Below are 14,713 nucleotides of genomic sequence, written 5' to 3'. Positions count from 1 at the left end.
CCACCCGGGTCCACGTGGGCGCCCCCGTCTCCCGCCGGCCCCCGTCGACACCGGGTCAGCCCGCGACGACGGGGTCCGCCCGGATGGCGGCCAGTCCGTTGATCTCCCGCCAGTAGCGATCCCCGGTCTCGGCCTCCGTGTCGAGCCTCAGGAGGGACCGCTGGTCCACCACGTACACCTCGGGGCCCGCCGCGGCGATCGCGGTGACCGGTCCGGCGATGTTCCGCTGGGACAACGGTGTGGTGATCGCACCGTCGACCGTGATCGTCGTGACCGGCGCCTCGCTGGTGTCACGACCCACGACGATCGTGGACCGGTCACGCCACGCCACGACGGTGGCCGACTCCCCCAACGCCCGGCCGATCTGCCGGAAGGTGCCGGCCAGCGGTTGCCCGGTCTCCGCCGAGAGGGCGCCGATGAACACCTTGCCGTCGACCACCACCGCCAACTGGGCCCCGGACTGGTCGATCCGCAGCCCCGTGACCCGCGACCCCAGTGCGCGGATCGGGGCGCCGTCCATCTCCTGGACCGACGGGGAGTCACCTCCCGCGCCGATCCGCACCAGCCTGGCGTCGTCGGCCATCACCCAGGCCCGTCCGTCCACGGGGTGGAACGTCGGTCCGGTCAGGGTCCGGGCGGCCAGGGCCTCGGCGGGCTCGCCGTCGATCGCCCCGATCAGCAGCCTCCGGGGACCCGCGCGGTCCTCGCCGGCGACGACCGCCAGCACCCTACCGTCGTGGGACATGGTCGCGCTCCGTCCCCCGCGGACCTCCGACCAGGGACCTCCGGCCGGTCGGGCGCCGGTCGCCTCGAGCCGCACCAGCCCGTCGGCGGCGGTGAGCGCGTTGCGCATGGGCTCCACGGGCGGATACGGGTCGAACGTCCGGACGTCCTCCGTGGTCCACCCGTCCACGAAGCGCTCGTCCAGGGGCGCGCCGTCCCGTTCGAGTCGGTACGGACCGGGCACATCCGCGCGGGCCAGGGTCCACACGACCTGGGCGGCGAACTGCATGGTGGCCTGGCTGCTCAGCACCGGGAGGCCGGTGAAGTCGATGGAGGTCCCGCTGACGTCCTCCCCCCCGGTGGTCTCGTCGGGGCGGACCGACACCGAGGAGGGGACCCGGGAGAGCACGGCGGACTCGAGCCCCGGTCGGGGCCCGGTGGCGAGCAGGTTGACCAGCGAGAAGCCCAGATCGGTCCGGTCCGCGGCCGTCCACCTCGTGTCGGGGACCAGCGAGTCCCCGGAACCGGACAGGAAGAACAGGTCACGCTGGGCGTAGGTGGAGACGAACTCGGTCCGTTCGATCACGACCCCCGGGGGCAACCGGTCGATGCGCCACTGGCCGTCCCGCCGGGCCAGTCCGATCGTCACCTCCAGCTGCCCCACGTCCTCCCTGAAGATGCCACCGGGGTCGAGTGAACCGACCTTCTCGGCGCGCAACGTGTACTCGGCCCGGTCCGCGCCCCGGCCACCCTCCGCGCTGAGATCCGCCCGGAGGACGATCGTCGTCTCGGCGGAATCGTCCCAGGTCTCGGCGGCCTCCGGAGTGAGGAACTGACGGGCCGCCGCGTGTCGCTGGTCGGCGATCGCGGCCGCCTTGAGAAAGTCCCGGACGAGGAGGTCCGGCTCCTGGTCGGGTACCGGGGTGGGAACGGCCAGGCCGGCCCCGGACGGAGAGAAGGTGTCGATGACCTGGGGCGACGACGACGAGGGCAGCGTCGCGCACCCGGTGGCACCGAGCGCGGCCACGCAGATCAGCGCGACCGCCGCGGCCAGTGCCCGCACACGGTTCACGAGCGGGCCTCCTCGGTCCCGGGGACTCGGTCGAGCGGGGTCGGGGAACCGGTGCTCACCAGCCGAGCCTCGTCCTCCGGGGTCAACGGCAGCGGGCTCGAGGTGAGGGTGCCGCCGTGGCGCCGGGGGATGGTGAGCCGGAAGCACGAGCCCTCCCCGGGGCTGCCCCAGCAGTCCAGGCGGCCGCCGTGCAGCTTGGCGTCCTCGAGCGCGATCGCCAGACCGAGCCCGGTCCCGCCCGACCGACGGACCCGGGAGGGATCCGCCCGCCAGAAGCGGTTGAACACGAGCGATTCCTCGCCGGGCTTGAGCCCGACGCCGTGATCGCGCACCGAGACCGCGAGGGCCGCCTCGGACCCGCGGAGGGTCACCCGGACGGGCTTGGACTCCGAGTGGTCGAGAGCGTTGGCCACCAGGTTCCGCAGGATGCGCTCCACCCGCCGGGAGTCCACCTCGGCCACCACCGGCTCGGCCGGCATGTCCAGCTCGACCTGTACGCCTGCGGACTCCGCGATGTGCGACACGGTGGACACCGCGTCCTCGACCGCCCCCCGCACGTCCAACGCGGTCACCGAGAGTTCTGCCATACCGGCGTCGTGGCGGGAGACCTCGAGGAGATCGGTGAGCAGGCTCTCGAACCGGTCGAGTTCGGACTCCAACAGCTCGACGGCCCGCTTGGTCGGGGGATCGAGGTCACCGGCGGAGTCGGAGATGATGTCCGCCGCCATACGGACCGTGGTGAGCGGGGTACGCAGCTCGTGCGAGACGTCCGAGGTGAAGCGCTTCTGGAGGTCGCCGAACTCCTCCAGCTGGGTAATCTGGTCCGACAGGCTCTGGGCCATGTCGTTGAACGCCATCGCCAGCCGGGCGACGTCGTCCTCCCCCCGGATCACCATCCGCTCCTTGAGGTGACCGTTGGCGAACCGCTGGGCGATCGACGCCGCCTGGCGGACCGGCAGCACCACCTGGCGGGCGACCATCCACGCGATCGCCGCGCTGAGCACGATGATCGCCAGGCCGGCGGTCGCGACGATCCCCCGCATGATCCCGAGCGTCTGTTCCTCGGCGATGAGCGGATAGACCAGGTAGAGCTCGAGCCCGGGGATGGACGAGTCCGTCGGCGTCCCGATGATCAGCGCCTTGGCGGGCTCTCCCCGGAAATCGACCGTGACGTACTGGTAGGCGACCCGGCCGCGCTGGACCAGTGACTGCAACTCCGGGGGCACCTGCGAGTCGGCCGGGCTGACGACCTGCCCGCGCCCGGTCTGGTCGGGCACCACCAGGATCGGGTCGAAGGTGCCCGCGTGCACCGACTCCCCGTCGGAGGCGATGCCCCGCTCCCCCAGTGCACTGCGCGCCTGGTCGAGACGGGACTGCTCACTGGTCCCCTCGTCGGTCGCGGCGATCTGCGCCTCGACGGTGACCCGCAGCCTGCCCGCCTGCTCGACCGCGGCGTCCAGTTTGGTCGAGAGCAACTGTGCGGCCATCTGGCTCTGGAGCATGAACGCGATCGTGAGGATCACGCCCATGGACAGCGCCAGGGTGGAGGTGACCACCCGGAGCTGGAGGGACCGCCGCCACAGACGCGCGAACCGCATCCCCAGGACGGTCAGGTCCAGGTCCCGGATCCGGTCCAGGAGGGTCGACGACGAGTCGGTCATGTCCCGGGTGTCGCGCTCGTCGCCGGAGGACGCCGCCGCGTCGTCCGGGCGACGTGCGGTCACGAGACCGGACCGGCCTTGTACCCGACGCCGCGGACGGTGAGGACGACCTCGGGGTTCTCCGGGTCCTTCTCGATCTTCGCCCGCAGGCGCTGGACGTGGACGTTGACCAGTCGGGTGTCAGCCGAGTGACGGTAGCCCCAGACGTGTTCGAGGAGGACCTCGCGGGTGAAGACCTGGCGGGGCTTGCGGGCGAGCTCCACCAGCAGGTCGAACTCCAACGGCGTGAGCGGGATCGGCGTCCCCTCACGCGTCACGGTGTGGGCGGGTACGTCGATGGTCACATCCCCGATGTGCAGGAGCTCACTCGGCTCGTCCTCCCCCCGACGCAGCCGCGCCCGGATGCGGGCCACGAGCTCCTTGGGCTTGAACGGCTTCATGATGTAGTCGTCGGCTCCGGACTCCAACCCCAGGACCACGTCCACGGTGTCCGTCTTGGCCGTGAGCATGACGATCGGCACCCTGGACTCGCCGCGGATGTCCCGACACACGTCGATCCCGCTCCGGCCCGGGAGCATGAGGTCGAGCAGGACCAGATCGGGCTGGACCGCCCGGAAGGTCTCGATGGCCTGGACGCCGTCGCCCACGACCTCGGTCTCGAACCCCTCGCCCCGCAGGACGATGGTGAGCATCTCTGCCAGTGCGGCGTCGTCGTCGACGACGAGGATCTTCGGGGTCATTGTCACCACTTGTGTCGGCGTGAGTGTCGGCATGTGTCCATGGAGACCTTACCCGGCCGCACCGACGGGCCGGGCCCACGGCTCGGCCCGGTGGCCGAGAAGTCGGTGGTCGAGGACCCCGGAGCGGCGGACCACGGAGCCGGGACCCCGGGCGCCGACACTCAGGATTCGGGATCTCAGGCGTCGGTGACCCGGGAGCCGACCACGAGGTCCGCCAACCGCCGCACGTCGGGGTCGACGCCCAGCACCCGCCAGGGCGAGCGCCATGCGGACGCGGCGAGCCGGCGGTAGGCCTCCCCCGTCGCCGCCTGGAGGGCCGCGTCCCTCTCGTAGCGGTCCCGGGTCCGGGCCGGATCCGCCGTCTCCCGGGAACCCGCCCTCTCGGCGGCCAGTGCGGTCGGCGTGTCCAGCAGGATCTGCAGGTCCGGCAGCGGCAGACCGAGGCGGTCGAACTCGAGCTCACCGATCCAGCGGAGCACCTCCGCCTCCCGTCCGGGACCGAGCCGGGCAGCGGTGTAGGCGGCGTTGGAGGCGACGTACCGGTCGAGCAGGACCACGTCGTGCGAGGCCGCCAGCCCACGGAGCTCGGCGAGGGCCGCGTGCCGGTCCAGGGCGAACAGCAACGCCATCGCGTGCGGGGAGTCGGCGGTACCGGCCTGGCCGCCGTGCAGGGCGTCGGCGGCCAGGTCGGCGTGCAGGGTCCCGTACCGGGGGAACGCCAGACGCCCGACCGACACACCCCGGTCGGTGAGCTCACCGACCAGGGCGGTCGTCAGGGTGTTCTTGCCCGCGCCGTCGAGCCCCTCGACGACGACCAGACGCGCGACCACGGAACCCGATCAGTACCGGTAGTGGTCGGGCTTGTACGGGCCCTCGACGTCCACACCGATGTACTCGGCCTGGTCCTTGGCGAGCTTGGTGAGCGACCCACCGAGCGCCTCGACGTGCAGGCGCGCGACCTTCTCGTCGAGGATCTTGGGCAGCAGGTGGACCCCGATCGGGTACTGGTCGGCCTTGCTGAACAGCTCGATCTGGGCGATCACCTGGTCGGAGAAGCTGTTGGACATCACGAACGACGGGTGGCCGGTGGCGTTGCCGAGGTTGAGCAGGCGACCCTCCGACAGCACGATGATCGAGCGGCCGTCGGAGTCGAAGACGAACTCGTCGACCTGCGGCTTGATGTTGATGCGGGTGACGTCCGCCGCGGACTCCAGGCCGGCCATGTCGATCTCGTTGTCGAAGTGGCCGATGTTGCCCAGGATCGCCTTGTTCTTCATCCGCTTCATGTGGTCGAAGGTGATGATGTCCTTGTTGCCGGTGGCCGTGATGATGATGTCGGCCGCCTCGATGGCCTCGTCCACGGTCACCACGTCGAAGCCGTCCATGAGGGCCTGCAGCGCGTTGATCGGGTCGATCTCGGTGACCTGGACGCGCGCGCCCTGGCCGGCCAGGGCCTCCGCGCACCCCTTGCCCACGTCGCCGTACCCGCACACCAGGGCCTTCTTGCCGCCGATGAGGGCGTCGGTGCCGCGGTTGATGCCGTCCAGCAACGAGTGACGGGTGCCGTACTTGTTGTCGAACTTGCTCTTGGTGACCGCGTCGTTGACGTTGATCGCCGGGAACGGCAGCACACCCTCGGAGTGGAAGTGGTACAGGCGGTGCACGCCGGTGGTGGTCTCCTCGGTGACGCCCTGGACCGACTCGGCGATGGCCGTGTACTTGCCCGGGTGCGCCGGCACGGACTCGCGCAGCAGCGCGTGGAAGACCTTCTCCTCCGCCGACCAGGCGGAGTCGTCCGACGGCACGGCCCCGGCCTGCTCGAACTCCTTGCCCTTGATCACGAGCATGGTGGCGTCGCCACCGTCGTCGAGGATCATGTTGGGATCGGTGCCGGGCCAGGTCATGATCTGCTCGGTGCACCACCAGTACTCGGTGAGCGTCTCGCCCTTCCACGCGAACACCGGCACGCCCGACGGCGCCTCGGGCGTGCCCTCCGGGCCCACGACGACGGCGGCGGCCGCCTCGTCCTGCGTGGAGAAGATGTTGCACGAGGCCCACCGGACCTCCGCGCCCAGCGCGGTCAGGGTCTCGATCAACACGGCGGTCTGCACCGTCATGTGGATGGACCCGGCGATCCGGGCCCCCGCCAGCGGCTGCTCCGCCCCGTACTCCTCACGCAGCGCCATCAGGCCGGGCATCTCGTGCTCGGCCAGACGGATCTGCTTGCGGCCCGCCTCCGCCAGCGACAGATCCGCCACCTTGAACTCGACACCGTTGACGGACTGCACGTGCAGATCAGCGGACATGTGTGCGACCAGCTCCTCGTGATTCGAAATAAGACTTCCGCACCACACTAGCGGGGAGCTCTACCGGTACGCCGCCCCCGTCTCCGGACCGCCGACCCGGGTGCGGAACACGGTTGCCCCTTCGGCCCCCTCCAGCTCCACCACCGGCGTCGAGGCGGGGACCCACACCGCGTGGCCGGGTCCCAGCGTCTCCGTGGTCCCGTTCTCGGATACGCACACCCGGCCGGAGGTACACAACAGGACCTCCGGGCCGTCGGTCCGGTAGCTGACGGGGTCGGCGCCGGCGGGCAGCACGATGCGCGAGAGCGCGAAGTCGGGCTCGGGTGTGGGGTAGTCCACCTCCCCGGGGATCCCGCGATCGGCGGGGACCGGCCGCACCGTGGGGTCCGGCAGCGGGTCGAACGCGAGCACCCGCATCAGCTCCGGGACGTCGACGTGCTTGGGTGTCAGGCCCCCGCGCAGGACGTTATCCGAGTTGGCCATCACCTCCACCCCGACACCGCGGAGATACGCGTGGAGCTGACCGGGTCCCAGGTACACGGCCTGTCCCGGCCGGAGCACCACCCTGTTGAGCAGCAGGGCACCCAGGACACCGGGATCCGTGGGATACCGCTCGGCGAGCTCGACCACGGTCGTGGCCTCGTTCGACCACTCCCCGGCGACACCCTCCGCGGTGAGGTAACCCACGGCGCCGGTGACCAGGTCCGCCACCACCGTCTCCAGCGCCAGGTGCGGCATCGTCACGAAGGTGGTGAACACCGCACGGAGGCCCTCCGCGTCCGGCTGGCCGTCCAGCATGTCGCGGTAGGGGCGCAGGGCCGGCACGTCGAGGGCGTCGAACAACGCCACGGTCCGGGCCACGGGACGGAATCCCACCAACGCGTGGAACTCGGTCAGGGCCACCAGGATCTCGGGCTTGTGGTTGGTGTCGCGGTAGTTGCGATCCGGGGCGTGGACGGCGATCCCCCGCGCATCCTCGGCGGCGAAACCCTCCCTCGCCCTCTCCGGGGACGGGTGCGCCTGCAGGGAGAGCGCCTGCTCGGCGGACAGGAGCTTGACGAGGAACGGCAGCCCGCCCCCGTGTTCCGCGGCCACGCGCGCACCGAGCTCTCCCTCGGGATCGGCCGCGATCCGCGCGTCCAGGCTCCGCCCGTCGGCGCAGAGCGACGAGCCGGAGTCGTGGGCGCCGAACCAGTGCTCGGCCACCGGGTGCGGTGCCGGGGAGCGGGTTCCGCACAACTCGGGGAGCGCGGTCCGCGAGCCCCATGCGTACGCCTGGACGACCGGACTGAGAGCCACCACGGGTCTAGAGCCCCCCCACCAGCAGGTACGCGGCGGAGAGTTCGGTCCGTGCCATGAGCGCGGCCACCTTTCCGCTCAACGGGGCCGGTGCGGCACCGACCGTGTCCCGACCACGATCGGAGATCCACTCGACGTCCGCGAGCGGGCCCGCGGCCAGGCGGACGAAATCCTCGTCCGCGCTCAGCACCATACCGAGGTGCCGGATGGTCCTGTCCTCCCGTTCGCCGTCCAGCTGGTCGTCGTGGAACAGACTCGCGAGGGGGTCCACGGCCGGCAGCCCGCGGGCGCGCTCGGCCTGGGACCGGACGGCGTCGGTGACGGAGGAGGCCGCCGTGACCCGGCCCGCGTCGCAGAACGCGGCCACCGCCCTGTCGCAGTAGGCCGCGGACAACGGATCCGAGTAGATCCAGACGAGCGGGTCCGAGCCGGCGACCGCGGTGGCGAGGAGTTTGGCCGGGTTGACCGGTGTCGCGAGATCGGGCCCAAGACCCTCGAGTTCGACGTCGACGGCGTCCGCGGCCACACCGACATCCAGTCCGGGGACGCCGAGGGCGGTCAGGACCGCCATCCCGGCGGCCAGATGGTGCAGGACCCCGCGGTGCGGCGGGAGGTACGGGAGCGGGGGCAGCCAGACGGCCCGGCCCCCTCCCGACTCACCCACGGGACCTTCCCTCGGCACGTCCACGACGACCATCGCACCCCGGTGGGCGGCGGACTCGACGGCGGATGCGAGGTCACGGTCGCCGGCATCGTCCCCGGAGACCAGGACGACGTCCAGGGCCCCGACCCAGGTGGGGAGGGTGTGGGCGTGGACCAGCGGCGGGACGGCGGCTCCGCCCACCATCTCGCAGAGGGCGGCGACCACCCGCGCGGCGTGGCGGGCCCGGTCCGAGCGACCCGAGACCCACACGAGCGCCCGGGGTCGGAAGCCGGCGAGGCCGTCCAGCGCCCCCGAGTCGACGGCCGTCGCGACCGATCGGAGCTGGGCCCCGGCCATCGACGCGTGGAGCAGGGCCCCGGTGGCGTCGGAGGAGCGGAGGGCCTCGGCGTCGTCCAGGTCCACCCGGCCGGCCCCGGTGTCGCTGGTCAGGTCAGGCACGGACGATCGCGAGGACCTCGTCGACCACCGCGGCGACGTCCTCCCTGGTGGGCGCCTCCGCGTTGAGGCGCAGCAGCGGTTCGGTGTTGGAGGCCCGCAGGTTGAACCACGCGCCGTCGCCGAGGTCGACGGTCACGCCGTCGAGTCGGTCCACCGACGCGGCCCGGCCGGAGAACGCGTCGATGACCTCCTCCATCCGGGCCACCTGCGCCTCGGCGGAGTCCAGCGTCGAGTTGATCTCCCCGGACGCCGCGTACCGGGTGTACTCCGCCATCACCTGTGACAGCGGGGCGTCCTGCTCCCCGAGGGCGGCGAGGGTGTGCATCGCGGCGAGCATCCCCGAGTCGGCGCCCCAGAAGTCACGGAAGTAGTAGTGCGCCGAGTGTTCGCCGCCGAAGATCGCACCGGTGTCGGCCATCTGGGCCTTGATGAAGCTGTGGCCGACGCGGGTGCGGACCGCGACGCCGCCCTTCTCCTCGACCAGTTCGGGGACGGCCCGGGAGGTGATCAGGTTGTAGATGATCGAGGCGCCGGGTTCCTTGTCGAGCTCGCGCCCGGCCACCAGCGCCGTGATGGCCGACGGGGCCACGGGCTCACCCCGCTCATCGACCACGAAGCAGCGGTCGGCGTCTCCGTCGAAGGCGAGGCCGATGTCCGCCCCGCTCTCCCGCACCAGCGCCTGGAGGTCGACCAGGTTGGCCGGTTCGAGGGGGTTGGCCTCGTGATTGGGGAAGTTCCCGTCGAGCTCGAAGTACAGCGGGACGATCTCCAGCGGCAGTCCGCTGAGGACCGCGGGCACGGTGTGGCCGCCCATCCCGTTCCCGGCGTCGACCGCCACCTTGAGCTGGCGGATACCCGACAGGTCGACCAACTCCCGGAGGTAGGCACCGTAGCCGTCGAGGACGTCACGCTCGGAGACCGTCCCGGCCTCACCGTCGTGTGCGGGCACCCCGGCGACGACCTCGTCGGCGATCGTCCGGAGCCCGGACTCCTGACCGACCGGCTTCGCACCCGCACGGCACAGCTTGATGCCGTTGTAGCGAGCCGGGTTGTGGCTGGCGGTGAACATGGCACCCGGGCAGTCGAGCAGTCCCGAGGCGTAGTAGAGCTGGTCGGTCGACGCGAGGCCGATCGTCACCACGTCCAGTCCCTGGGAGGTGACGCCGTCGCCGAAAGCCCGGGACAATGACGGGGAGGAGTCCCGCATGTCATGGCCGACCACCACGGTGTCCGACCCCTCCGACCGCATCAGACGGGCGAACGACGCGCCCACCTCACGGACGAAGTCCTCGTCGATCTGCTCGCCCACGACGCCGCGGACATCGTAGGCCTTGATGACTGCTCGGACGGACTCGGCGCTGCGTGCCACGTGCTGCTCCAGGGGTGAGAGGCGGTCGGACGGTGTCATCATTCGACCCTACCCGGCGGGTTCCCGGCCGGGCCGTCGCTTGCGGCCGTGGACTGGTCGGTGTCCCGTCAGCCGAGTCCCGGCCCCGGCTCGCGCGCGCGGTCGACGGGCCCCGCCGAGGGGGCCTCGTCGCCGTCGGGGGCGTTGGGGACCACCCGCAGGTGGGGGCGACCACCGGAGGACTCGACCGGCGCCCCGGCGAGCACGGGTCCGGGGTCGGAGACCCCCAGCCGCCGCAGCCGGTCCGCGTCCACCAGGGCGGCCCCCGCTCGCCGGCCGCCGACGGGCCCGCCGGCCACGGCGTCCAGCAGGGCGGTGAGATCGGAGTCCTCCGCCGAGGCGTCGATATCGGGATGGCGCACCAGGTCCCAGCCCCGGGGGGCGGTGATGCGCAGGGCGTGCGCCGCGCAGAGGTCCCAGGAGTGCGGTTCCCGGATCGCGGGGAGCGGCCCGACGACGGCGGTCGAGTCCGCGTAGACGTAGGTGAGCGTGGCGACCGCACGATTGGGGCACCCCGGGCGGCAGCAACGACGGTTCTCACTCACGAGACCCCAGAGTAGTCCCGCGCGGCCGTCACGTGCGCCGCGACCCGCCGCGTCGGTGCCGCGGAGCCCGCGGGACGACGGCTACCCTCGCGTCATGACCCCACACGCACCGGTCCCCGGACGGCCGCCCACCGGGAACGCGATCCCGGGCGCCGGCCAGAACGACGTGTGTTCGGGCAGCAGGATCTCGGTCCGGGACTTCCCGGGCGACCCCGGACGCAGTGGTCGGCGAGTGGTGACCTCCCGGCGTGCCGCCCGGCGGGGGCACGGTCCGCGCGGTCCGATCCTGCCCCCGGAGGTCCCCCGCTGGCGGAGCCGTGCCGCCGAGTTCGACGCCGCCGCGCTCGAGGCGTTCGCCGAGATCGACCAGCACTGGCATTCCCGCCTGGTGCACCTGGACCTCGCCGTCGACATGGTGCCGCGCATGCGGTTGAAGCCCGGCGAGACCTGGCCGGAGGAGGTCGTGGCGGACGGCCTGGTGCCGCTCGCCCGGCTGGTCCCCGCCGGCGTCGACCGGGCCGGCCAGCCCACACGGGCCCGGTTGGTCCTGTTCCGCAGGCCGCTCACCCGCCGGGCCCCCGGCGGGGACGACCTGAGGGACCTGGTCTACTCGGTCCTGGTGGAACTCGTCTCGCAACACCTGGAGATCTCACCGGACGAGGTCGAAGCCGGCCCCAACGAGAACTGACCACCCCGCGGGGTGGTCAGGAAGGTACCGGAGTGGTCAGGAAGGTGCCGGGGCGGTCAGGAAGGTGCCGGACAGGCGCCGTCGGAGGCCCGGGGAACACCGGGCCCTGACGACCTCACATCACGGCCTCGCGCTTGATCCGCCGACGCTCGCGCTCCGACAGTCCACCCCAGATACCGAAGCGCTCGTCGTTGGCCAGCGCGTACTCGAGACACTCGGCCTTGACCTCGCATCCCGTGCAGATCTTCTTGGCCTCGCGGGTCGAGCCGCCCTTCTCCGGGAAGAACGCCTCGGGATCGGTCTGGGAACAGAGGGCCCGATCCTGCCAGCTCTCCTCCTCGTCCTCCACGAAGAGCGCACCGGTGCCGAAGTCGACCAGGGTCAGCTCGGGTCCCGCTGCGGTGCGTGACTGTCGATCCACGGTCATCCCCTCGTGTTACGTTGCTCGTCGCTCGTGCGTCTGCCCGGCCCGGCGTGCCGCTCCGATACGAATGACACACCTGTGATTACACACATGCGAGTCGCCCAGGTCAAGCGAAATCGGGGATACCTAGCATTTTCGTGCGCGGGTCCCACGAGTGACACGCCGCGGATTGTGTGGCGTGGAACACCCTCGCGGGTCGTAGCGGGGTCCGGACACCCGGCCACCCGGGCCTCGCCGCCACCCCGTCACTACTCTGGGTCGACGTGAGGATCTGTGTATTGGCCGGTGGCGTCGGTGGCGCCCGTTTCCTGCTCGGCGCACGCCGACTTCTCGGGCTGGACCCCGCGTCCGGGGCCGCGGACACCCCGCCGAACGGAGGCGACCCGGTCCATCGCCTCGACGCGGTGGTCAACGTCGGGGACGACGCGTGGATGCACGGCGTCCGGATCTGTCCCGACCTCGACACCTGCATGTACACCCTCGGCGGGGGCATCGACCCCGAACGCGGATGGGGTCACGCGGGCGAGACGTGGAACTGCCGCGACGAACTCGCCGCCTACGGCGTCCAGCCGGACTGGTTCGGACTCGGGGACAAGGACCTGGCCACCCACCTGGTCCGCACCCAGATGTTGGGCGCCGGATACCGGTTGACCGACATCACCGAGGCCCTGTCCACCCGCTGGTCCCCCGGCATCCGGCTGTTGCCGGTGACCGACGACCGCTGCGAGACGCACGTCGTGGTGCCCGGCGACCCCGATGGTGCGCAGGGGGACGGCGAACGGGCGATCCACTTCCAGGAGTGGTGGGTCCGGCACCGCGCGCAGCTGCCCGCCTCGGCCTTCGTGCAGATCGGCGCCGAGGCCGCCCGGCCGACCCCGGAGACCCTCGAGGCCATCGAGGCGGCCGACCTCGTCGTCGTCGCACCCTCCAACCCCGTGGTCTCCGTCGGCGCGATCCTCGCCGTCCCCGGGATCCGCGCCGCGCTGCGTTCCACCTCCGCGCCCGTCGTGGGGGTGAGCCCCGTGATCGGTGGCGCCGTGCTGCGCGGGATGGCCGACGCGTGCCTCACCGCGATCGGGGTGGAGACCTCCGCCCTGGCCGTGGCCCGCCACTTCGGGGCCCGGTCCGGCACCGGTCTGCTCGACGGCTGGCTGGTCGCTCCCGGCGACGGCCCCACCGACCCCTCCGGCGAGGTGGACGGGATCGCCGTCCGCGAGGCACCGCTGCTCATGACCGACCCTGACGCCACGGCGCAGATGGTGGCCGCCGCGATCGACCTGGCCGGGCTCGAGATCCCCGTGCGGTCCGGGCGATGACCGACGACGCGGTCCCCGAGGTCCGGCGCTGGTCGGGGGAACACGCCGCCCCCGCCGACCTCGGGCTGTGGGCTCCGGACGGCCTGCCGGAGTTCCGGCCGGGCGACGACCTCGCGGGCATCCTGGCCGACGCGCTCACCGCCGACCCACACGGCCTGGTCGACGGCGACGTCGTGGTGCTCACCTCCAAGGTGGTGTCCAAGACCGAGGGACGGATCGTGCCCGCCCCCACGGACCCCGACGAGCGGGACGCCCTGCGCCGCCGCCTCGTCGACGAGGAGTCCGTGCGGGTGGTGGCCCGGGTCAACCGGACGTTGATCACGGAGAACCGGCTGGGCATCGTCCAGGCCGCCGCCGGGGTCGACGGCTCCAACGTGGACGCCCGCGAGCTCGCCCTGCTCCCCGAGGACCCCGACGCCTCCGCCGCAGCCCTCGCCCGTGACCTCCACCGGTTGACCGGGGTGCGCGTCGGCGTGGTGGTGACCGACACCATGGGACGGGCCTGGCGCACCGGCCAGACCGACGTGGCGATCGGCGCCGCGGGCCTGCGGGTCTCCGTCGGGTACGACGGTGCCGTGGACCGCCAGGGCAACGAGCTGTTCGTCACCGACGTCGCCGTGGCCGACGAGATCGCCGCGGCGGCCGACCTGGTCAAGGGGAAGCTGGGCGCCCGGCCGGTCGCTGTGGTGCGGGGGGTGGGGCACCTGCTGCTCGCGGACGACGACGAGGAGAGCGGCCCCCGGCGGGCCCGCGACCTGGTCCGGGACAGCGCTTCGGACCTGTTCCGGCTGGGCACCGCCGAGGCACTGGCGCAGGGGCGGGAACAGGGGCGGTGCGAGGCCGTGCCCGGCCGCCGCTCGGTCCGACGGTTCTCGGACGAGCCGGTAGCCACCGAGGTGCTCGCCGATGCCGTGGCCGACGCGCTCACCGCACCGGCCCCGCACCACAGCACCCCCGTCCGGTTCGTCCGGGTCACCGGGGACGCGCGCCACCGGCTGCTCGACGCGCTGCGCGCGGACTGGGAGGCGGACCTGCGGGCGGACGGGCATTCCGGTGACGTCCTGGCCCGACGCCTTGCCCGCGGCGATCTGCTGCGCACCTGCCCGGAACTGATCCTGCCGTTCGTCGACGACTCGGCCGGCGCCCACGACTACCCGGACCCGCGCCGCAACGCCTGCGAGGAGACCATGTTCACGGTGGCCGGCGGCGCCGCCGTGCAGTCCCTGCTGGTGGCCCTGGCCGCGCGCGGACTGGGGTCCTGCTGGGTGGGGTCGACCATCTTCGCCGCCGACACCACCCGCCGGGAGCTCGCCCTGCCGGTGTCGTGGCGACCGCTGGGGGCGGTGGCCGTGGGCGTCCCGGCCGAGAAGGTCCCGCCCCGGGTCCCGCGCCCGGCCGGGGACCGCTACCTGACCGTGGAGTAGCGGGC

General features: G+C 72.3%; 13 protein-coding genes. 3 read left to right on the top strand and 10 right to left on the bottom strand.

Annotated features, from left to right (window positions below; all coding sequences use genetic code 11):
- Positions 1 to 55: 55 nt before the first annotated feature.
- The 9 genes from ABIE38_RS00815 to ABIE38_RS00775 all read right to left on the bottom strand — a co-directional run bounded on the left by ABIE38_RS00815 (position 56) and on the right by ABIE38_RS00775 (position 10,856).
- Positions 56 to 1,795, bottom strand: coding sequence for an LpqB family beta-propeller domain-containing protein (locus ABIE38_RS00815; protein ID WP_354053567.1), 1,740 nt, complete (start codon positions 1,793 to 1,795; stop codon positions 56 to 58).
- A complete protein-coding gene (gene mtrB / locus ABIE38_RS00810) occupies positions 1,792 to 3,519 on the bottom strand; it encodes an MtrAB system histidine kinase MtrB (protein WP_354053566.1) in 1,728 nt (575 codons plus the stop codon). Before mtrB ends, ABIE38_RS00815 begins: the two co-directional genes overlap by 4 nt.
- On the bottom strand, positions 3,516 to 4,196 hold the full coding sequence (gene mtrA, locus ABIE38_RS00805) for an MtrAB system response regulator MtrA (RefSeq protein ID WP_187700704.1): 681 nt from the start codon (positions 4,194 to 4,196) through the stop codon (positions 3,516 to 3,518). The genes mtrB and mtrA overlap by 4 nt, the downstream gene beginning before the upstream one ends.
- Positions 4,197 to 4,372: 176 nt before the next feature.
- Complete coding sequence (locus tag ABIE38_RS00800; protein WP_354053565.1) at positions 4,373 to 5,026, bottom strand: dTMP kinase; 654 nt, start codon at positions 5,024 to 5,026, stop codon at positions 4,373 to 4,375.
- Positions 5,027 to 5,035: 9 nt separating this feature from the next.
- The gene (ahcY, locus tag ABIE38_RS00795) at positions 5,036 to 6,502 is read right to left on the bottom strand and encodes an adenosylhomocysteinase (protein ID WP_354053564.1); all 1,467 of its coding nucleotides are present in this window, start codon (positions 6,500 to 6,502) and stop codon (positions 5,036 to 5,038) included.
- 60 nt (positions 6,503 to 6,562) lie between these two features.
- Positions 6,563 to 7,804: a mannose-6-phosphate isomerase, class I gene (gene manA / locus ABIE38_RS00790; RefSeq protein ID WP_502914696.1), complete on the bottom strand. Its 1,242-nt coding sequence runs from the start codon at positions 7,802 to 7,804 to the stop codon at positions 6,563 to 6,565.
- A gap of 4 nt (positions 7,805 to 7,808) precedes the next feature.
- Entirely contained in the window at positions 7,809 to 8,903 is a 1,095-nt protein-coding gene (locus ABIE38_RS00785; protein WP_354053562.1) for a hypothetical protein, read from the bottom strand.
- Positions 8,896 to 10,272 (bottom strand): phosphomannomutase/phosphoglucomutase, encoded by a 1,377-nt coding sequence (locus ABIE38_RS00780; protein ID WP_354054059.1) that lies wholly within the window; start codon positions 10,270 to 10,272, stop codon positions 8,896 to 8,898. The genes ABIE38_RS00785 and ABIE38_RS00780 overlap by 8 nt, the downstream gene beginning before the upstream one ends.
- Positions 10,273 to 10,379: 107 nt before the next feature.
- Positions 10,380 to 10,856 (bottom strand): DUF3499 domain-containing protein, encoded by a 477-nt coding sequence (locus ABIE38_RS00775; protein WP_354053561.1) that lies wholly within the window; start codon positions 10,854 to 10,856, stop codon positions 10,380 to 10,382.
- Positions 10,857 to 11,091: 235 nt separating this feature from the next.
- Between ABIE38_RS00775 and ABIE38_RS00770 the strand changes: the two genes are divergently transcribed.
- A complete protein-coding gene (locus ABIE38_RS00770) occupies positions 11,092 to 11,544 on the top strand; it encodes a metallopeptidase family protein (protein WP_179526176.1) in 453 nt (150 codons plus the stop codon).
- Positions 11,545 to 11,659: 115 nt separating this feature from the next.
- Here ABIE38_RS00770 and ABIE38_RS00765 read toward each other — a convergent pair whose 3' ends face one another.
- Complete coding sequence (locus ABIE38_RS00765) at positions 11,660 to 11,971, bottom strand: WhiB family transcriptional regulator (RefSeq protein WP_241727050.1); 312 nt, start codon at positions 11,969 to 11,971, stop codon at positions 11,660 to 11,662.
- Between the two features lie 260 nt (positions 11,972 to 12,231).
- Between ABIE38_RS00765 and cofD the strand changes: the two genes are divergently transcribed.
- On the top strand, positions 12,232 to 13,284 hold the full coding sequence (gene cofD, locus ABIE38_RS00760) for a 2-phospho-L-lactate transferase (RefSeq protein ID WP_354053560.1): 1,053 nt from the start codon (positions 12,232 to 12,234) through the stop codon (positions 13,282 to 13,284).
- Positions 13,281 to 14,708: a coenzyme F420-0:L-glutamate ligase gene (locus ABIE38_RS00755; RefSeq protein ID WP_354053559.1), complete on the top strand. Its 1,428-nt coding sequence runs from the start codon at positions 13,281 to 13,283 to the stop codon at positions 14,706 to 14,708. The genes cofD and ABIE38_RS00755 overlap by 4 nt, the downstream gene beginning before the upstream one ends.
- The last annotated feature ends 5 nt before the right edge of the window (positions 14,709 to 14,713 follow it).

Origin of the sequence: Dietzia sp. 2505, from assembly GCF_040546785.1 — a bacterium.
Taxonomy (GTDB): domain Bacteria; phylum Actinomycetota; class Actinomycetes; order Mycobacteriales; family Mycobacteriaceae; genus Dietzia.
Note: the sequence above shows the minus strand (reverse complement) of the source record. Positions and strands in the feature narration are given on the sequence as shown.

Bases quoted from the DNA above. Each gene is read 5' to 3' on its own strand.
- mtrA (WP_187700704.1), bottom strand. From the start codon at position 4,196: ATGACCCCGAAGATCCTCGTCGTCGACGACGACGCCGCACTGGCAGAG.
- ahcY (WP_354053564.1), bottom strand. From the start codon at position 6,502: ATGTCCGCTGATCTGCACGTGCAGTCCGTCAACGGTGTCGAGTTCAAG.
- ABIE38_RS00765 (WP_241727050.1), bottom strand. From the start codon at position 11,971: ATGACCGTGGATCGACAGTCACGCACCGCAGCGGGACCCGAGCTGACC.
- ABIE38_RS00755 (WP_354053559.1), top strand. From the start codon at position 13,281: ATGACCGACGACGCGGTCCCCGAGGTCCGGCGCTGGTCGGGGGAACAC.